A 17,754-nucleotide genomic window follows, 5' to 3' on the forward strand; every position below is an offset into this window, starting at 1 on the left:
GGAGGACCAGGCGGCCATTCCTCCGGAGCCATCAACGGCAACGCCCGATCAGCCACACCCGGTCCTCCCGGACCGCCAACATTCTTAGGGACGCCCGATGACCCGCACCGACCCCCTCGACGTGCCCCGCCCCGACGCCCAACTGCACTTCGGTGTCTTCTTCCAGGGCGTCAACCACTGGACCGTCTGGTCCGATCCGGCGAGCGGCTCCCAGATCGACCCCGCCAACTTCCGGCGCGTCGCGCAGACCGCCGAACGCGGCCTGTTCGACGCGTTCTTCCTCGGGGAGGGGCTGCGGCTGCGGGAGGTCGACGGACAGATCCATGACCTCGACATCGCCGGACGGCCCGACGCCATCACCCAACTCGCCGCGCTGGCCGCCGTGACGGACCGCATCGGCCTGGTCAGCACGTCCAACACCACCTTCAACGAACCCGCCGACCTCGCCCGCCGCCTGTCCGGCCTCGACCTGCTCTCCGAGGGCCGCGCGGGCTGGAACGTGGTGACCACCGACAACGCCTGGACCGGCGCCAACTTCCGGCGCGGCGGCTTCCTCGACCACGCCGACCGCTACCGGCGCGCCGAGGAGTTCCTCACCGTCGCCCGCGCGCTCTGGGACAGCTGGCAGGACTCGGCCGTCTCCGGCTCGGCCGGTGCCCCGGCCTGGGCGGCACCCGGCGCCGTACGCCAAGTCCGGCACCAGGGACCGCAGTTCGACGTCGACCTCGCACCCACCCTGCCGCGCAGCAGCCAGGGGCACCCGGTGATCTTCCAGGCCGGGGACTCCGGCGAGGGACGGGACTTCGCCGCGCGCAACGCCGACGTCATCTTCTCCGCGCACGGCAACGACTTCGACGACGCGCTCGCCTTCGCCGACGACCTGCGGCGCCGGCTGCGGGCCGTCGGCCGACCCGACGACGACCTGCGCATCCTCCCCGGCACCGAGATCATCATCGGCGCCACGGAAGAGGAGGCCCTGGAGAAGAAGCGCTGGATACGCCTCCAACAGGTCACCCCCGCAACGGCGTTGGGCATCGCGGGACTCCTGTGGGGCATCGACCTCTCCGGCCGCGACGCCGACGGGCCGCTGCCCAAGGAGGACCCGGTGGTCGCCGAGAACGACGGCTCCTTCGGGGCACGGCGGATCGCCGACCCCCGTCACGTCGTCGCCGAATGGCGCGAGAAGGCCGACGCGAACCGCTGGTCCCTGCGTGAGACCGTCATCGCGCTCGGCCCCCAGCGTGGCCATGTCGGCACCCCTGAGGGGCTGGCGGACAAGTTCGCCCACTTCGTACGGCACGGCGCGATCGACGGCTTCAACGTCACGCCGTACCTGATCCCCGACGGCCTCGACGACATCGTCGACCTGCTCGTCCCCGCACTCCAGGAACGCGGCGTCTACCGCACCGAGTACACCGGCACGACCCTGCGCGAGCACCTGGCCCTGCGCGAGCCCCTCACCCACCGCGCCGTGGCGGACCGGCGCCGAGCGGGCTGACCCGCGCAGGACACGCCGAGGGCGCGATGGCCACCGTCCCCCTGTCCACGGTGGCCACCGCGCCCGGTCGCGCCATGCCTCACGGCGTCGACACGCCGCCGGCGTGGTGGACTGGTCAGGTCCGTCACCGGCAACGGCTCACGCCGGCCGTCCAGTTGGTGGTGTTCGTGCGCGATCTGCTCACACGATGACCGGGAGGGCCATGGGACGGCAATGAATTCGAAGCGGTTCGAAGTGGCGCCGGCCGAGGTGTGCGCGGCGCCACTTCGTCGTTGCCTCCGTCGTTCACCGGTCAAGCAGCCGCAGCCCCAGGGTTGTTGCCGAGTGGCGTACGAACTGGCCCTCCCGGTGGCTGGCCACCAGGCCCCCGTCGCGCAGCACGCCGAGCTGGTAACTGGCGCTGGGCAGCGCGATGTTGGCGGCCGAGGCGACCTCGGACGTGGTGCGCGCCCCGTGATTGGCGAGATGCGCCAGGACGACCGTACGGGTACGGCCCAGCAGCCGTTCCAGGCCGTCCTTGCTGGCGCGGGCGACCTCCAACGGTTGCTTGGCGACCGGGTAGACGAGCACGGGGCCTAACGTCGGGTCCGCTAACGCGGTGGGCCTGCGCCAGCAGAAGTACGACGGGACGAGCAGCAGACCGCGCCCTTCCAGGTACAGCTCGCGGTCGACGGGATAGTTCACCTCCAGTACCGGAGCGTTCCAGCGGGCGTGCGGGCGCAGCGCGTCCAGGAGAGCGGACGTGCCGCCGTCGAGGAGCGCCCGTGAACGCAGCTCGACATCGTTGCCGATCGCCGTCTGGATGCGCGGCCAGTACGGTTCCAGCAGCGTCTTGCAGGACAGCTCCAGCGCCCGCGTCAGCGTTCCCAGCGCCTTGACGCCCGGCCGGTTGAGGCTGGACACCCAGGACGGCAGCGGACGCGACTCCGCGAGCCGGGACAGCTCACGGGTCAGCCGGGTGCGGGACGTGGACCGCACCTCTTCGAGCCCGACGGCCAGCCCGCCGCCCGTGACCGACGGGGTGAGGAAGTCGGGGATGTAGCCCACCGGCGGAATCAGGGTCTGGAGCGGCAGCAGCGCCCGCCGGGCCCGCGGGTCCCTCGCGAGCCCCTCACGGACGGACCGGCGCCAGTGTCCGAACTCGAGTGCCCCCTGCCGGGTGTCCAACCGGCAGACACCGCAGACGAGTTCCCAGAGAGCGTGGGGCTGGCGGGCGACCCGGACGCTCTGCAGATCGTGCGACGTGAAGTGAATACGGAGCATGCGGCCTCTTTCCTGCGCACCGTCCGTGCGCGGACTCTGTGGGGGGTGCGACCGCGCGTAAACCTGCGCGCACTAAAGGGGACGACTGAGAGGCACGCATGGTTGTCGGGTTCGGAGCCGGGGACCGAACGCCGAACCGGGCCGGCGGCGCCGATCAGGCGCCGGTGCCGGCCCGGTGATGTCAGGGGCGTGGATCAGGCCGCTCCGCCCCGCTCACGGGGGATCTTCTGTCCGGCCTCGACGGACACCGGCAGCCGGTTCTCCGCCGGCGGCAGCGGGCAGGTCGCGAGGTCGGTGTAGGCGCACGGCAGGTTCGTCGCGCGGTTGAAGTCCAGGACGACCGTGCCGTCGGCGGCCGGCGCGGGGAGCGTGAGGGAGCGGTTCGCGGCGTACGTGGTCACCCCGGAGGTGGCGTCCGTGAAGAGCACCATCAGGCCGCCCGGCCCACGCCCCGGGAACGCGGTGAGGGCCAGCGACTGCCCGTCCAGCTCGAACTCGACACGGCCCGGCGCGTCGTACACATGCTCCAGCCCCTCGACCGCGGCGCCCACGGTGGTCGGACGCGGCGCGTCGAACGCCGTGTAACGCCCCTGGACCACCCAGCGGGGATCGGGCGCGTAGGCGGGCGTACCGGCGAACGCGGTGCGCAGCGGCGCGTCCGGGTGCCGGGGCCGCACGATGTCGCTCCCGCCGCGCTTCGCCACCTCGATCACGGCATCGCCCCAGACCGCGTCGACACCGCCCCGCTCGGGCAGCACACCGAAGCGGTGCTCACCGCGCACGGTCTCTCCCGCCACGACGAGTTCCTCGCCGTCGTCGAGCGCCACGGCGACCCCGTCGACGTCGGTCCACCAGGCTCCGGGCGCGTCCGGGAAGCGCTGCGGGCGCTCGTCCAGCCAGTGCAGGCCGGTGATCGCGAGGAAACCGTGCGGAGCGGCGAGCCGTTCCTCCTGCCCGCGGTACCACTCCAGCCAGTCCTCGGTGAAGGCCCGCAGGTCCGTCGTGGTCAGGTCAACGGTCATGGTCACTCCTTCGTCGCACGAGGCCCGGCCTCGCAACGGGGTCGTGACAATGCCAACCGCGACGGCCGGGCGGGGGATTCCGGTCCGTGTGTGACAGCTTCTTTTCAGGATTGCGACACCGCGGGCCCCGGGGACGACGTTCCGTCCCCGGGGCCCGCGGTACCGTTCCCGACCCGCTACGGGTGGAGGTCAGGCGTCGACGACGCCGGACGCGGCGATCTCGATCTTCGCCTTGGTGGCGCCCGAGTCCGAGCCCAGGGACTCGATCTTGTCGATGATCTCCTGGCCCTCGACGGCCTCGCCGAAGACGACGTGCTTGCCGTCGAGCCACGAGGTGACGACGGTCGTGATGAAGAACTGCGAACCGTTGGTGTTGCGGCCGGCGTTCGCCATCGACAGGAGGTACGGGCGGTCGTGCTTCAGCGTGAAGTTCTCGTCCGCGAACTTCTCACCGTAGATGCTCTTGCCACCGGTGCCGTTGTGGTTGGTGAAGTCACCGCCCTGGAGCATGAACTGGGGGATGACGCGGTGGAAGCCGGAGCCCGCGTAGCCGAAACCGTTCTGCCCTGTGGCCAGCTCACGGAAGTTGCGCGCGGTCTTCGGGACGACCTCGTCGAAGAGGTTGAAGACGATGCGGCCCGCGGGAGCGCCGTCGATGGTGATGTCGAAGTAGACGTTACTCATGATCAATTCTTCACTTTCGGTGTGTTGCACACTCTGCCTGGCGTGGCCGTGTGCCGTGCGTCAGGCCGTTACGTCAAAGAACCCTGATCGGAGTCCAGTTCTCTGAACTCTATCCACAGACCGGAGCGCTCACGGTCGGTGCCGGGGGAGTGGGCCTGCCGACGGACCCGTGTGGTGCGGAAACCCCCGTGGTAGCGTCGGTATACAAACTGTATGCGATGTCTGGGGGTTGCCGTGGCGTCCGGTCGGGAGAAGGCCTACGCGTATCTCAAGGACACGGTGCTGACCGACCCCGAGATGCAGGGGGCCTTCCTGTCGGAGCAGGACCTCGCCGATCGTATCGGTGTCTCCCGCACCCCCATCCGCGAGGCGCTCCTGATGCTCGCCGCGGAGGACCTGGTCGAACTCGTCCCCAAGCGCGGAGCCCGCGTGGCACCGCTGACGGGCCGCGAGGTGCGCGAGCTGATGGAGCTGCGCGGCATGGTCGAGCGGTACGCGGCCGAGCGCCTCGTCGCGGCCGGGCGGGTCCCCCTGGACGAGCTGCGCGCCCTCCTGGACGAGCAGCGCGCGCTCACCGGCGAGGAGGAGACCCGGGAGTTCATCGCCGTGGACCACCGCTTCCACGCCTTGCTGGTGTCGGCCGTCGGCAACACCCTCCTGGACCGGCACTACGACGGCCTGCGCAGCCGCCAGGTCCGGGCCGGGGTCGTGGCCGTCTTCAACCAGCAGGGCCGGCAGAAAGCGGTGCTCGACGAGCACGAGGCGATCGTCGACGCCCTCGCCGCCGGTGACGCGGAAGCCGCGTGCGCGGCCATCGACCACCACCTCCAGTCGACCCTCAAGGTGCTCCTCGACGGCTGAGGCGTCCCGTCAGGCTCCGGGATAGGTGATCACGAGCATCGTCACACCGTCCGGCGCGGTCCACGGCCCGTGCGGCATACCCGGTGGGCGACAGGCGTACATGCCCGCGGTGAACGTCCGGTCCAGGGTCAGGTCGTGCAGCGCGCCCTCGACTAGGTAGACCTCCTCCCACACGTCGTGCAGGGCCACGCCCGCCGCCGAGGTGTCCGTGCCCGGCGCCCACCGGACGAGCGCGGTGCGCCGGCCGCTCTCGGGGTCCTCCGCCAGCACGCACTCCTCGACACCGGGCCCGGCACCGGCCGGAGCGCGCCAGGGCCCGTCGGGGCGGTGGAACTCCAGCTCGGGCCCGCTCATCCCCACACCTCCGGCCGCCGGTTCGCCAGCACGGACGTCTTCTCGCGGACCGCGCCGACCTCGTCGACGTCCAGGTCCGTCACCAGCAGCTCCGGCTCGGCGCCGAGAGCGGCCCGTACGGTCCCGTCGGGGCCCACCACCAGGCTGTGTCCGACACCCGTCGGCACCGGACCGGGACCGGTGCCGGGATCGGCCTGGCCCACGGCGGCGACCCACACGGTCGCGTCCAGCGCGCGGGCCCGCACCAGCAGCTCCCACTGGTCGAGCTTCCCGGGCCCCGCGCCCCAGGACGCCGCGAGCAGGGTGCCCACCGCCCCGGCGTCGGCGTGTGCCCGGAACAGCTCCGGGAAGCGGACGTCGTAGCAGGTGGCCAGCCCCAGCCGGACACCGTCCACGTCGATCACGGCGGTGCGGGAACCCGGGGCGACGGTCTCGGACTCCCGGAACCCGAAGGCGTCGTAGAGATGGATCTTGTCGTACGACTCCTCGACGCCGGGGCCGGTGGCGAGCAGGGTGTTGGCGACCCGTCCTCCGTCGGCCGGGGTGAACATGCCGGCCACGACGACCGTGCCGGTCGTGCGGGCGATCTCGCGGACGCCGTCGGCCCAGGGGCCGTCGAGGGGCTGGGCGAGCGGGGCGAGGGGTGTGCCGAAGCAGGCCATCGACGCCTCGGGGAAGACGACGGCACGGGCTCCGGCGTCTGCCGCGCGACGGGTCCACTCGTCTATGAGGCGCAGGTTCTTGTCGGGGTCGGGGCCGGTGGTGAGCTGGCTGAGGGCGATCCGCATGGGCGGTGCCTCCTTGTCGGGGGCCGTGGTCAGTGGGACAGGGGGAGGTCGGCCGCGACCGGGGTCTTCGGCGCGGCGAGCTGTGCGTCCTCGTCGACGGCTGCCTCGGGGTTGCGCCCCAGGAGGACGCCGGCCAGGGAGATCGCGGAGGCGAGGGCGATGTAGAGGGCGAGCGGCACCCAGCTGTCGTAGGCGCTCAGCAGGGTGGTGAAGAGCAGCGGGGCGATCGCGCCGCCGATGAGGCCGGCCAGGGTGTAGGCGAGTGAGGAGCCGGTGTAGCGCAGCCGGGGCGAGAACTGTTCGGCGATGAAGGCGGCCTGCGGGCCGTAGAGACAGCAGTGGATGACCAGGGCGACCAGGACTCCGGCGGCGAGCGGCAGCCATGAGCCGCCGGACGCCATCGGGAAGAACACGAACGGCCACACGGCGGCGGCGATCGCCGAGACGCCGTACAGCAGGCGCCTGTTGACGCGGTCGGAGAGGGCGCTGGCCAGGGGCATCAGGAAGACCTGGACCGAGGAGCCGATGAGGACGGCCGCGAGGGCGGAGCCGCGCGACATGTCGAGTTCCTGGGTGGCGTACGTCAGCACGAAGACCGTGAACATCGCGTACAGCACGTCCGGGCCGACCCGGCACAGGATCGCGGCGGTCAGCGCGCGGGGCTGGGTGGTGAAGACCTCGCGGATCGGGGTCCGGGGGCGGGACTGCTCGGCCTCCATCGCCTTGAAGACCGGGGTCTCCTCCAGCTTGGCCCGGATCCACAGGCCGAAGCCGACCAGGACGCCGGACAGCAGGAACGCCACCCGCCAGCCCCACGACTCGAACTGCGACTCGGTGAGCAGCGCGCCGAGGGCGGCGAGCACACCGTTGGCCAGCAGGTTGCCCGCGGGCGGGCCGACCTGGGCGGCGGAGGCGTAGAAGCCCCGGCGGCGCGGGTCGCCGAACTCGCTGGACAGCAGGACGGCGCCGCCCCACTCGCCGCCCACGCCGACGCCCTGGGCGAAGCGCAGCACGACCAGCGCGATCGGCGCGGCCACGCCGATCGTGCCGTAGGCGGGCAGCAGGCCGATCGCGAACGTGGCCACGCCGATCAGGACGAGTGTGGCGATCAGCACCTTCTTGCGGCCGATCACATCACCGAGCCGGCCGAAGACGAAGCCGCCGAGGGGGCGGGAGACGTAGCCGACGGCGTAGGTGGAGAACGCCAGGAGCGTGCCGGTGAGCGGGTCCTCCGACGGGAAGAACAGATCGCCGAAGACCAGCGCCGCGGCGGCGGAGTAGACGGCGAAGTCGTACCACTCCAGGGCCGTGCCGGTGAGGCTCGCGACGAAGGCGCGGCGGACGCCGGAGCGCCTCTCCGCGGCGCCGGTGTCGCTCTTCGGGGTGTCGTGCATGGTGCCCATCCTTGCTCGGAGACATCGACCTTCCGGCATACTTCTTGTATACAGGTCGTATGCGCAAGCCCCGCGCCGGAAGTTAACCGCGGAGAAATCAGGATCCGCAGGGGTTCGCTCTCCGTGCCCCCTTCCCCCTTCCCCGATCACTGGGAGTGCCCTCATGGCCGTGCTGACCTTCGAACTGCCCGACGGATCGACGCGCGAGGTCGACGTCGTCCAGGTTCTCAACGCCGGATACGCCGGGCGCAGCCAGGACGATGTCGCCGCGCACGTCGCGGAGCTGGCCGAACTGGGTGTGCCGGGACCGTCCGTGACGCCCGCGCTGTACCCGGTCTCCCCGTACCTCGCCCAGCAGACCGAGCGCGTCGCGGTCCAGCACGGCCGCACCTCCGGCGAGGCCGAGTGGGCGTTGGTCGTCGCGGCGGACGGGGAGCTGCTGCTGACCGCCGCATGTGATCACACCGACCGTGACCTGGAGGTGCACGGGGTGGCGTGGAGCAAGAACGCGGGCCCCGATGTCCTGGCCCGCCGCGCCTGGCGGCTGGCCGACGTGGAGTCCCGTATCGACGAACTCACCCTGCGGGCCTGGGTCAGCCACGGCGGCACCGAGACCGAGATCCAGGCCGGCACGCTCGCCGAACTGCTCACCCCGGGCTACTGGGTGGACGTGCTGCGCTCCCGTGGTGACCTGGTGCCGGGGACCGTGCTGATCTCCGGCACCATTCCCATGGCCGCGGGCGTCGATCAGTTCGCCGACGGATGGCGCGTGGAGCTGGCCGATCCGGCGGGCGGGGACGTCATCGGCCTCGCCTACGACGTGCGGCCGCTGCCGGAGCCCATCGGCTGACGCACTGGTGGGGTGGGTGCGGGCAACTGACGTGAGGGCCCGAAGCCCGTCGGCGTGGTGGCGGGGGTCTGCACCCGTCCAGTGGACTCCCGCCGCCGACACCTGGCGGGAAACCACCGTCGGAAGCAACGGGCACGCGACGATCGGCCACAGCGGCCACCCGGGCCGCCCCACCCGCCAGGGAGCAATCGTCATGAGCACGTTCCCCACCGCACAGGACGTCAGGACCACCCCCGAGGGACTCCTCTGGGAGCCCAGCCCGCGCTGGGTGCGCGGCCGGAAGAACGACACCACCGTCGTGGACAGCCGCCACCCCGTCCTGGTCTGGGAACCCGGCCTCCCCGTACCGCTCTACGCCTTCCCGCACGACGAGGTCCGCGAGGACCTCCTCCGCCCGGCGAAGAACCCGCCGACCGGCGCGCACACCGGCTCCCGGATCTTCTACGACCTCCTGATCGACGGGGAGTCGACGGAGAACGCGGCCTGGACCTACCCCGCCGACGACCTGGCCGGGCACATCGCGTTCGAGTGGTTCCGGCGGGTCGGCCGGGGGCTCGACCACTGGTACGAGGAAGAGGAAGAGATCTTCATCCACCCCCGTGACCCGCACAAGCGCGTGGACGCCATCCCCAGCAGCCGTCACGTCCGGGTGGAGATCAACGGCACGGTCGTCGCCGACAGCCACCGCCCGGTCCTGGTCTTCGAGACCGGCCTGCCGACCCGGTACTACCTCCCGCGCGAGGACGTCCGCCTGGACCTGTTCGAGCCGACCGACCACAGCACCGGCTGCCCCTACAAGGGCACCGCCACCTACTGGTCGTGGCGGAGCGAGGACAGTGTCCCCGCCGTCCCGCCGAACATCGTCTGGAGCTATCCGCAGCCCCTGCCCGCGGTCGGCGCCGTCAAGGACCTCCTCGCCTTCTACAACGAGGCGGTCGACATCGTCGTGGACGGCGACCCCCTGGAGCGGCCGGTCACGCCCTTCACGAACGCGCTCCGGGAGCAGTCGTCGACATGACGGAACCGGTGAAGTCCGGTCCTGTTCCCTCCAGTTGAGGTGAAACAGCGCCGACAGGGCAGTCGACACCTTGCACATGCCTCTTCGACGGCTGTCGTGCTCCGGGACTGTCACAGGATATTGAAGGACGTTGATGGAGAGTCACACAAAGGATGACAAGAAGGACGAAAAGAAACGGGAGCCGAAGCGCAAGGTGCTCGATCTGACCGCTGTCCAGGTGGTGGCGAGCGCGCTCGCCACCGTGGTGGGCGCGGTACTGGCGTCCCTGCTGGGGGTGACCGGGACGATCGTCGGCGCCGCCGTGGTCAGCGCCAGCGCGACCACCGGCGCCGCGGTCTTCCAGCACGCGTTCCGGCGGACGGGAGAGGGAATCCGGAGAAGAGTCCCGTCGGTGGCGATGGCGCTCACACCGAGCGAGGAGCGGGCGATGCACCGCGCGGACGCGCGGGCGGCGTTCGGGGGCGACTCCTCGGGCGATACGGCGACATCGCCCGCCGATTCCCCCGACTCCTCCGAGAGCGCGTCGGAAACGGTGGGCGGCCACCGCACCGGTTCGTTCTGGAAGTCCATCGGCTGGAAGAAGTACGCCCTGGCGACAGGACTGATCTTCGCCCTGGGGATGGTCACGGTGACCGCGGGGGAGCTCATCATGGGCAAGCCGCTGGCGGCCGCGGTCAGGAACGAGTCCGGCACGGGCACGTCGTTCGGCGGAGGCTCGACCGGAACGCATGCCCCCACGCACAGCCCGACGCCCACGCCGCTCACGTCGAGCAGCGCGGGATCGTATGCGGGCAGTACCGCATCGCCGTCCGCGAGCCCGGAGCCGAGGACCAGCCACGGTTCCGGTGCCACCCCGAGCCACAGCGCCGCCTCCAGCCCCGAGGCACCGGCGTCGAGCGTGCCGTCCGCGAGCGGTGACGCCGGGATCGGCTCCGGCGCCACCGCTCACTGAACGGCGTAGGCCCTACTGGGGCGACCGGCCCGCGTCGGCCAGCGCCCGAGGATCAGGCAGCCCGGCGAGGTCCACCTGCCTGCCGAACCTCCGCGACGCCAGCAGCGCCAGCAGGGCCGTGAGCGCCGCGAGCGCGGCCAGTACGGCCATCAGCCCGGCGAACCAGGACGGCGCGGCGGTGATCCGCAGCGCCTCGGAGACGCGTGAGGAGTGGAACCGCCCGTCGAACAACTGAAGGGCGGCCAGCACGGCCGGCACCACCACGGACACGCCGAGCACGGTCGGACCGCCCAGGAGCACCAGCGCCGGTGCCAGCAGGACGCACAGGACCGAGACCCCGAGCACGCAGCCGTAGGCGGCGGCGGAGGCTCCGTCACGGTGCAGCGGGAAGTACGACAGCCCGCACAGCAGGAGCGCCACCGCCGCGATCAGCCGTGGCCAGACCGGGGGAGCGGTGCGCCGTGCCGTCGCACGCGGACGGCGCGGACGGTGCTGACGCGCGGGGCGGTCATCGGCCTCCGGCTCCGGGGCGCTCGCCGCCGGCCGGTCACGGCCGAGCGACTCGTAGTCCGCGGCGGTCGCGGCGACGGACCGGCTCGTGGCCCGGGCGGTCGCGTCCTGATCCTCGGCCAGGCGGCCGATGAGCTGGACGAGTTCCTCGACGGGACGGCCGGCCGCGGCCCGGAGCGCCTCCTCGCCGCAGTGCGGCTCCAGCGGGGGCCGGTGCAGCAGGGCCATCAGCCGGGTGACGTCCTCCACGGGACGGTGCTCGGCCGCCGCGCGGATCGCCTCGTCGGCGCTGTCGGGGTTGCGCGGTGGCCGGGTCAGCAGGGTCACCAGGCGCGTGACGTCCTCCACGGACCGGTCCACCCCGACCGCCCGGAGGGCGTCGACGGTGGCCTGCGCGTACTTCGGTGACTGCTCCAGCATGGTGATGAGCTGGAGCACCTCCTCCAGCGGCCGGTCGGCGACGGCGGCGTGCAGCAGGCCGTGCATCGGATCGGCGTACTCGCCCTCGGGGCCGGACCGGGCGGGAGCCTCCTGCGACGGACGTGACGTCGGCGGCGCTCCGTCGGCCGGTCCCGCGTCGGAGGACGCGAGCGGATGGGGTGCGGCGCCGTGAGATATCTCGGGTTGGTCCGGGCTGGGCGAGAAAGAGCGGGTGGTCATGCTCGGCTCCATGAAGAGGCTGATGCTGCTATCGCCCCCCGAAGTGCGATGAACAAGCTGATCCAGTCCATTACTAGGTGTCCGCCCGCCGCCCCGCCACGCGAGTACGCCACCCGTGTGACCCCGGCCCGCCGCACCGACGGCCGACGCGGTGCGCACCCTCATCCGTTCGGTGGCCGTCTGCTCGCACACCGAACGGGCCGCGCATCAGATGGGAGCGACCCGTGTCGGGGGGCCCGAGTGAGAAATGGCCTCCGACGGGTACCTGGGAAACCGCCGGAAAACGGCCGAGCACGTCGGATGCCGTTCCCGAGCGAAGAGAAAAGGAGAGCATCATGCCGCGAGGTTCCAGCCCGAAGCGAGAGCGTCAGTACGAGCACATCAAGGAAGGTGCCGAGAAGCGAGGCGTCTCCAAGGGCAGGGCGAAGGAGATCGCCGCGCGCACCGTGAACAAGGAGCGGGCCCGCGCCGGTGAGTCCGCGACGGCGAGCAGGACGTCCACCCGCGACCCCAAGTCCGCCTCGCAGCGCGGCGGTGAGCGCTCCCATCGCGGGGCGCAGGGACCGACGAAGGACCAGCTGTACGCGGAGGCGAAGAAGCGCGGCATCGAGGGCCGTTCGTCGATGAACAAGCAGCAACTGGCTCGCGCCCTCGGCCGCTGACCCGCCCCCGCCGCACCACCTCAAGGAGAGTGATCCCCATGGTCACCGTGTCCCTCACCGGAGCGTCCAAGGAGGACGCCGCGACCGTCTTCGGCGTGCTGCGGACCGCGTTCCCCACCGACCGGCCCGCCGACGACGTCCCCCAGGAACAGCCGGGCGACCACACCGCCGTATGGACCGCGGAGTTCGAGCCGACACAGGAGTGGATCCCCACCGACCCCCTCCCCTTGGAAGGTTCGGTCTCCGCCACGATCCAGGGCGGCTACGTCGCCGTCGACCAGCTCCGCGAAGCCCTGAACGTCACCTTCGCCGTGGACGAGCGGGGCACGGCCTCGGGAGACCAGGAACAGGAGATCGACCTGCGGCTCACGAGCAAGCGGTGAGCACCGCGATTCGGGTCACGGGCGCCCGACAACAGCCGTGGCCGCGGCGGCAGTCGGAGCCTCAAAGGGAAGAGGCCTGATTGACGGTGCGGAGAGACGCGCCGTACTCTCCCCCTGTAGTGAAGGCATAAGGAAGCTGGTGAGATTCCAGCACGGTCGCGCCACTGTGAGCCCGCCGCCGCGAGGTGGCTGGCGAGTCAGACACTGAGCCCTCACTCGCCCGTACACGCAAGGGACGCACGATCCCGAAGGAGGGCTCACTGTGAGCAGCATTTCCACATCCCGTCCGGTGTCCACGCCGGTCGTCCTGCCGGTGTCCAAGTCGATTCTCTGGCTGGTCGGCACGGCTCTGGTCGCGCTGGCGATCTACTACTTCATCGGTGTGGACCAGGGTGCGGTGTCGGTGTTCGGCAACGACACGCACGTCCACGAGTTCGTCCACGACGCCCGGCACTTCCTGGGCTTCCCCTGCCACTGACACTCCGCCGGCACCTGGACGTTCGGACAACTCGACATGGAAAAGAAGCTCATCCTGCGCGGCATACTCGCCGGCGCGGTGGCGGGCCTGCTCGCGTTCGTGTTCGCGCGGATATTCGCCGAGCCGCAGATCGCGAAGGCCATCGACTACGAGAGCGGCCGTGACGCCGCGCAGAGCGCCCTGGACAAGTCGGCCGGCCTCCCCGTCGAGGCGGTGGAGCCGGACCTGTTCAGCCGCACGATCCAGGCCAACGTCGGCATCGGCGTCGGCATGGTCTTCTTCGGCATGGCGATGGGCGCCCTGTTCGCCGTCGCGTACACGGTCTGCCTCGGCCGCACGGGAGGCATCAGGGCCCGCAACCTCGCCCTCCTCGTCGCCGGCGGCGGCTTCCTCGGCATGTACCTCGTGCCGTTCCTGAAGTACCCGGCGAACCCGCCCGCGATCGGCCACGAAGAGACCATCAAGCAGCGCAGCGCCCTCTACTTGATCATGGTCGTCTGCTCGGTCGCCCTCCTCGCGGGCGCCGTCTACCTCGGCAAGCACCTTCAGAAGCGCTACGGCAACTGGAACGCGACCCTGCTCGCGGGCGCCGCGTTCGTCGTCGCGATCGGGATCGTGATGCTGCTCCTGCCGCAGCTGGGCCATCTCTCATACAACAAGGCCAACTTCGGCAACCAGGCCACCGAGACGCCGCTCCCGCTGAAGGACTCCAAGGGCAACATCGTCTATCCGGGCTTCCCGGCGGACGTGCTCTACACCTTCCGCTTCTACTCACTCGCGGCGCAGTTGATCCTCTGGACCGCCCTGGGCCTGATCTTCGCCCCCCTCGCCGAGCGCCTTCTCAACCCCGCGCGACCGGGCGCGAACACCCCCTCACAGGAGCCGGACCCCGTTCCGGCGTGACGAACTCCCTTCCACGGCGGGCGCGGTGATCGACGAGATCACCGCGCCCGCCGTTCTCGCCGTAGGGCCACGGCAGTTGGGTCGACCGGCCCGGACACGTGCCGGGATACGGCGTTAGTCTTCTGCTCGCGCCGCCGACCGCGTGCGTGGTGTCGTCGGACAGGAGCGGGACGGAAGCATGTCGGGAGAGATTTCGCCCACCGGGAGGGAATCCGGCAGCGGCTCCGGCCCGTCGCCCGAGCTGCGGGCCTCGCATGCGGACCGGGACCGGGTGGTGGAGCTGCTGCGGGTCGCGGCGGGGGACGGCCTGCTGACCGCGGACGAGCTGGACGAGCGGCTGGAAGTCGCCCTGTCGGCACGGACGTTGGGTCAACTGGCCGGGCTCACCGCCGACCTTCCGCCCGTGTCGGCGACGGTCGGCGGCACGGGAGCGGCGGCCAAGGACGTGGTCAGGATCGAGCAGGTCCACAGCGGCCCGATCGAGCGCGTGGGCCGCTGGGTGGTACCGCGCAAGCTCGAACTCGCCGTGACCTACTGCGAGGTGACCCTCGACTTCACCGACGCGGTGATCACGCACGACACCCTGCGGATCGAAGTGGGCATGACGGGAAAGACCCTGACGCTGATCACGAGGCCGGGTGTCGTGGTCGACACCGATGGTCTGCAACTCGTGCACAGCGGGGTCAAGTACCGCCGGACGCCGGTGAGTCCGGACACACCGGTCCTCCTGCGCGTGGAACTGGTCGGGCTGAAGGCACACGGCCGTGTGGTGGTACGGCCGCCCCGCCGGACGTTCGGGCAGTGGCTGCTCCGCAGGCCCGCCGGGAACGGCTCCTCGCACCGGGCCGAGTAGTCCTACGGCTTCCGGGCCACCCCGACGTACAACGGGATCCGGTCGCTCCGCCCGGGTTGTCCACCCGGCTCGGGGTGCCAGTCCGCGGCGAGTGCTATGCCGGGGGCGATGAGCTCAAGTCCCGTGAAGAAACCGGCGAATTCGTCGCGCGACCGTACCTGTGCGGTGGTGCCGCCCTGGCGGTAGACCTCGACGACGCGCTGCCAGGTCTCCGGATCGAAGTCCCCGGTCGCGTGGGAGAGAGCCAGATAGCTGCCGGGGGCAAGGGAGTCGAGGAGTTCGGCGACGATGCGTCGGGGATCGTCCTCGTCGGCGACCAGGTGCAGAAGCGCTACCAGGGACAGGGCGACGGGCTGCGCGAAGTCCAGGGTGTCCTTGGCCGCCGCGAGGATCTTTCCCGGCTCGCGCACATCGGCCTGGATGTAGCTGGTGCTGCCCTCCGGTGTGCTGTGGAGGAGCGCCTCGGCGTGCCGGAGGACGATCGGGTCGTTGTCCGCGTAGACCACGCGGGCGCTGGGGTTGATGCCCTGGACCACCTGGTGGAGGTTCGGCCGGGTCGGTATCCCGGTGCCTATGTCCAGGAACTGGCGGATTCCCCGCTCGGCCAGCGACCGGGAGGCGCGGTGCATGAAGTCGCGGTTCACCCTCGCCATCTCCCGGACGGCGGGGAACAACGAGATGACCTTCTCGGCGGCGGCCGCGTCCACGGGGTAGTTGTCCTTGCCGCCGAGGAAGTAGTCGTACATACGGGCCGATTGGGGCTTGCCGGTGTCTAATCCGGCCGCGTCGAAGCCTGCGTCTGTCACGTCGGTTCTCCCGTGGTGTAGCGAACCAGTTCCCGCGTCCCGGTGACCGTACCGCCGGGGGCCCGGACCGCGAACCTCATTGCCTTGCAGTCCCGCGGCGCGCCTTCTACGACCATGCCGTTCCCAACTGGCCTCAGTGCGCGGAGAATCCACCGTCCACGAACATCGACTGCCCGGTGACGTACGCGGAGGCGCGGCTCGCCAGGAAGACCGTCGCACCGGCGAAGTCCTCGGCGAGGCCGTTGCGGCCGATCAGGGTTCGGGCGGCCAGGGACGCCACCATCTCCGGGTCGGAGGACAGCCGTTCGTTGAGCGGGGTCATTACGAAACCCGGGACCAGGGTGTTGCAGGTGACGCCGTGCGGGGACCACGCCTCGGCCTGGGAGCGGGCCAGGGACTCCAACGCGCCCTTGGAGACGCCGTACGCGCCGCTCTGCGCGAACGCGCGGTGTGCCTGCTGGGAGGTGATGTGGATGATCCGGCCGAAGCCGCGCTCGGCCATGCCGGGGCCGAAGCGCCGGCTCAGCAGGTGGGGGGCCTCCAGGTTCAGGGACATCGTGGTATCCCACACGTCCTCGCTCAACTCACCCAGCGGCGGGCGCAGGTTGATGCCGGCACTGTTCACGAGAATGTCCGGCTCCCCGAACACCTCGGCCGCCGCGTCCGCCGCCGCCCGGACGCCGTCCCGTGTCCCCAGATCGGCACTCACCCACGCGGCCCGGCAGCCCTCAGCCGTCAACTCGTCGACCGTGGCGGCCAGTTCCCGCTCCCTGCGCGCCACGACGACGACACTCGCCCCGGCCCGCGCGAGCGCCCCGGCAGCCGCCCGCCCGATGCCGGAGCTGCCGCCTGTCACCACGGCGACCTTGCCGTCGAGGGAGAAGAGTTCGGAGAGGTAGTCGCGAGAGATCATCCCCGCAGCCTAGGCGGCGGCTGGGGCGGATGCCCCTGGGGCCCCTGGTCGGAGGCGGGTGGGCGGTTCGGTGCGTTGGGCCGGAGTACCTCGCCACCGGACCGGGCACACAGCGCCGTGCTTCTTTCGCCGGACCCGAAGGGACACTCCTCGTTCCCCTCGCCGGTCGCGAACGGGCACCCCTCGTACCCCTCACCGGGCGCAGACGGCCGACCCCCGCCCCCGCCGGAACCCCTCCGCCGCCCCACCCCTCCCCCCGGCGGCACCAACTAGGTACCATCGCCTTATGCCATCGCTGAATGTGTCCTTCACCGAAGAGGAACTCGAGGGAGTGCGGGCCGCCGCCGCGGCTGAGGGGAAGAGCCTCAAGCAGTATCTGCACGACCTCGGCGTGCGCGAGATGCAGCGCGGTCGGTTCGTCGCGGGGGCGTCCGCGTGGGCCGAGCGGTTGCGCGGGGAGTTCGACGACGCGTTTCCCGACGAGGTGCCGCCTTCCGAGCGTGGCGGGGCCGCGGCCGCCTGATGCAGCTGTACATCGACGTCTCCTGGCTGCTCGACGTCCAGGAGGCCGCCCTCGGCCACGAGGACATGTCCGTGTCGGACTACTCCGCGCTCGTGGCCGCCGTATCCCGGCACAGGACGAAGCTGCCGACCCTCGCCGCGGCCGACCCGGACGCCGCCTGGCGGGCCGCCGCGCTCATGCACACCATCGTGCGCCTGGAACCGCTGCCGCACCGCAACAGCCTCTACGCCGCGTTCGTCGCCGCGCAGTACATGGGCCAGTCCGGCGAGGGCATCGACCCGCCCTACGGCGCCCTCTCCGACCTCGTGCGCAAGATCCGCGACACTCGTGTCGGGGTGCTCGCCGTGGCCGACCAATTGCGCTCGTGGAAGGTCTGACC

The 17,754-nt window shown here is 71.1% G+C and carries 21 protein-coding genes and 1 riboswitch; of the genes, 12 read left to right on the forward strand and 9 right to left on the reverse strand.

From position 1 onward, the window contains the following. The first annotated feature begins 97 nt into the window (after nt 1–97). Nucleotides 98–1,498, forward strand: coding sequence for an NtaA/DmoA family FMN-dependent monooxygenase (locus ACIRB1_RS35615; RefSeq protein WP_403468390.1), 1,401 nt, complete (start codon nt 98–100; stop codon nt 1,496–1,498). Nucleotides 1,499–1,783: 285 nt separating this feature from the next. Here the strand turns inward: ACIRB1_RS35615 and ACIRB1_RS35620 are convergent, their stop codons facing one another. From ACIRB1_RS35620 to ACIRB1_RS35630, 3 genes are all read right to left on the reverse strand, one after another. Continuing rightward, complete coding sequence (locus ACIRB1_RS35620; protein ID WP_352178597.1) at nt 1,784–2,761, reverse strand: winged helix-turn-helix domain-containing protein; 978 nt, start codon at nt 2,759–2,761, stop codon at nt 1,784–1,786. 194 nt (nt 2,762–2,955) lie between these two features. Then, nucleotides 2,956–3,783 (reverse strand): DUF1684 domain-containing protein, encoded by an 828-nt coding sequence (locus ACIRB1_RS35625; RefSeq protein WP_403468391.1) that lies wholly within the window; start codon nt 3,781–3,783, stop codon nt 2,956–2,958. Nucleotides 3,784–3,972: 189 nt separating this feature from the next. After that, the gene (locus ACIRB1_RS35630; RefSeq protein WP_352178599.1) at nt 3,973–4,467 is read right to left on the reverse strand and encodes a peptidylprolyl isomerase; all 495 of its coding nucleotides are present in this window, start codon (nt 4,465–4,467) and stop codon (nt 3,973–3,975) included. Between the two features lie 234 nt (nt 4,468–4,701). On the opposite strand from ACIRB1_RS35630, the gene ACIRB1_RS35635 reads away from it, so the two are divergent. After that, on the forward strand, nt 4,702–5,328 hold the full coding sequence (locus tag ACIRB1_RS35635; RefSeq protein WP_352178954.1) for a GntR family transcriptional regulator: 627 nt from the start codon (nt 4,702–4,704) through the stop codon (nt 5,326–5,328). 9 nt (nt 5,329–5,337) lie between these two features. On the opposite strand, the gene ACIRB1_RS35640 is transcribed toward ACIRB1_RS35635, so the two are convergent. Genes ACIRB1_RS35640 through ACIRB1_RS35650 form a run of 3 tightly spaced genes read right to left on the reverse strand, consistent with a single transcriptional unit; the run spans nt 5,338 to nt 7,864 of the window. After that, nucleotides 5,338–5,682 carry a cupin domain-containing protein gene (locus ACIRB1_RS35640; protein ID WP_403468392.1) on the reverse strand — a complete coding sequence of 115 codons (345 nt, stop codon included), beginning with the start codon at nt 5,680–5,682 and terminating at the stop codon, nt 5,338–5,340. After that, nucleotides 5,679–6,470, reverse strand: a complete 792-nt coding sequence (locus ACIRB1_RS35645) for a carbon-nitrogen hydrolase family protein (protein WP_403468393.1) — start codon at nt 6,468–6,470, stop codon at nt 5,679–5,681. Before ACIRB1_RS35645 ends, ACIRB1_RS35640 begins: the two co-directional genes overlap by 4 nt. Before the next feature lie 29 nt (nt 6,471–6,499). Next, nucleotides 6,500–7,864 (reverse strand): MFS transporter, encoded by a 1,365-nt coding sequence (locus tag ACIRB1_RS35650; protein ID WP_403468394.1) that lies wholly within the window; start codon nt 7,862–7,864, stop codon nt 6,500–6,502. Nucleotides 7,865–8,027: 163 nt separating this feature from the next. Here ACIRB1_RS35650 and ACIRB1_RS35655 point away from each other — a divergent pair, with 163 nt between their 5' ends. The 3 genes from ACIRB1_RS35655 to ACIRB1_RS35665 all read left to right on the forward strand — a co-directional run bounded on the left by ACIRB1_RS35655 (nt 8,028) and on the right by ACIRB1_RS35665 (nt 10,684). Then, the gene (locus ACIRB1_RS35655) at nt 8,028–8,714 is read left to right on the forward strand and encodes a DUF2848 domain-containing protein (protein ID WP_403468395.1); all 687 of its coding nucleotides are present in this window, start codon (nt 8,028–8,030) and stop codon (nt 8,712–8,714) included. Nucleotides 8,715–8,907: 193 nt separating this feature from the next. Further along, nucleotides 8,908–9,732 (forward strand): DUF427 domain-containing protein, encoded by an 825-nt coding sequence (locus tag ACIRB1_RS35660; protein WP_403468396.1) that lies wholly within the window; start codon nt 8,908–8,910, stop codon nt 9,730–9,732. A 133-nt stretch (nt 9,733–9,865) separates the two neighbouring features. Further along, nucleotides 9,866–10,684 carry a hypothetical protein gene (locus ACIRB1_RS35665; protein WP_403468397.1) on the forward strand — a complete coding sequence of 273 codons (819 nt, stop codon included), beginning with the start codon at nt 9,866–9,868 and terminating at the stop codon, nt 10,682–10,684. Nucleotides 10,685–10,696: 12 nt separating this feature from the next. Here the strand turns inward: ACIRB1_RS35665 and ACIRB1_RS35670 are convergent, their stop codons facing one another. After that, nucleotides 10,697–11,680, reverse strand: coding sequence for a hypothetical protein (locus tag ACIRB1_RS35670; protein WP_403468398.1), 984 nt, complete (start codon nt 11,678–11,680; stop codon nt 10,697–10,699). A 509-nt stretch (nt 11,681–12,189) separates the two neighbouring features. Here ACIRB1_RS35670 and ACIRB1_RS35675 point away from each other — a divergent pair. From ACIRB1_RS35675 to ACIRB1_RS35695, 5 genes are all read left to right on the forward strand, one after another. Continuing rightward, a complete protein-coding gene (locus ACIRB1_RS35675) occupies nt 12,190–12,516 on the forward strand; it encodes a plasmid stabilization protein (RefSeq protein ID WP_352178607.1) in 327 nt (108 codons plus the stop codon). 38 nt (nt 12,517–12,554) lie between these two features. Further along, nucleotides 12,555–12,899 (forward strand): hypothetical protein, encoded by a 345-nt coding sequence (locus ACIRB1_RS35680; protein WP_352178608.1) that lies wholly within the window; start codon nt 12,555–12,557, stop codon nt 12,897–12,899. Between the two features lie 67 nt (nt 12,900–12,966). Beyond that, nucleotides 12,967–13,128, forward strand: a riboswitch (cobalamin riboswitch). 33 nt (nt 13,129–13,161) lie between these two features. Next, nucleotides 13,162–13,377, forward strand: coding sequence for a CbtB domain-containing protein (locus tag ACIRB1_RS35685; protein WP_403468399.1), 216 nt, complete (start codon nt 13,162–13,164; stop codon nt 13,375–13,377). Between the two features lie 36 nt (nt 13,378–13,413). Then, complete coding sequence (locus tag ACIRB1_RS35690) at nt 13,414–14,280, forward strand: CbtA family protein (RefSeq protein ID WP_403468400.1); 867 nt, start codon at nt 13,414–13,416, stop codon at nt 14,278–14,280. A 178-nt stretch (nt 14,281–14,458) separates the two neighbouring features. Continuing rightward, on the forward strand, nt 14,459–15,133 hold the full coding sequence (locus tag ACIRB1_RS35695; RefSeq protein WP_403468401.1) for a DUF1707 domain-containing protein: 675 nt from the start codon (nt 14,459–14,461) through the stop codon (nt 15,131–15,133). A 2-nt stretch (nt 15,134–15,135) separates the two neighbouring features. Here ACIRB1_RS35695 and ACIRB1_RS35700 read toward each other — a convergent pair whose 3' ends face one another. Both ACIRB1_RS35700 and ACIRB1_RS35705 read right to left on the reverse strand, forming a co-directional pair. Continuing rightward, nucleotides 15,136–15,939, reverse strand: a complete 804-nt coding sequence (locus ACIRB1_RS35700) for an SAM-dependent methyltransferase (protein WP_403468402.1) — start codon at nt 15,937–15,939, stop codon at nt 15,136–15,138. A gap of 133 nt (nt 15,940–16,072) precedes the next feature. Continuing rightward, nucleotides 16,073–16,852, reverse strand: a complete 780-nt coding sequence (locus ACIRB1_RS35705; protein ID WP_403468403.1) for an SDR family NAD(P)-dependent oxidoreductase — start codon at nt 16,850–16,852, stop codon at nt 16,073–16,075. A gap of 286 nt (nt 16,853–17,138) precedes the next feature. Between ACIRB1_RS35705 and ACIRB1_RS35710 the strand changes: the two genes are divergently transcribed. Both ACIRB1_RS35710 and ACIRB1_RS35715 read left to right on the forward strand, forming a co-directional pair. Then, nucleotides 17,139–17,375: a hypothetical protein gene (locus tag ACIRB1_RS35710; protein WP_328931106.1), complete on the forward strand. Its 237-nt coding sequence runs from the start codon at nt 17,139–17,141 to the stop codon at nt 17,373–17,375. After that, entirely contained in the window at nt 17,375–17,752 is a 378-nt protein-coding gene (locus ACIRB1_RS35715; RefSeq protein ID WP_352178613.1) for a toxin Doc, read from the forward strand. Before ACIRB1_RS35710 ends, ACIRB1_RS35715 begins: the two co-directional genes overlap by 1 nt. The last annotated feature ends 2 nt before the right edge of the window (nt 17,753–17,754 follow it).

The organism is Streptomyces sp. NPDC096013, assembly GCF_044763565.1.
Taxonomy (GTDB): domain Bacteria; phylum Actinomycetota; class Actinomycetes; order Streptomycetales; family Streptomycetaceae; genus Streptomyces.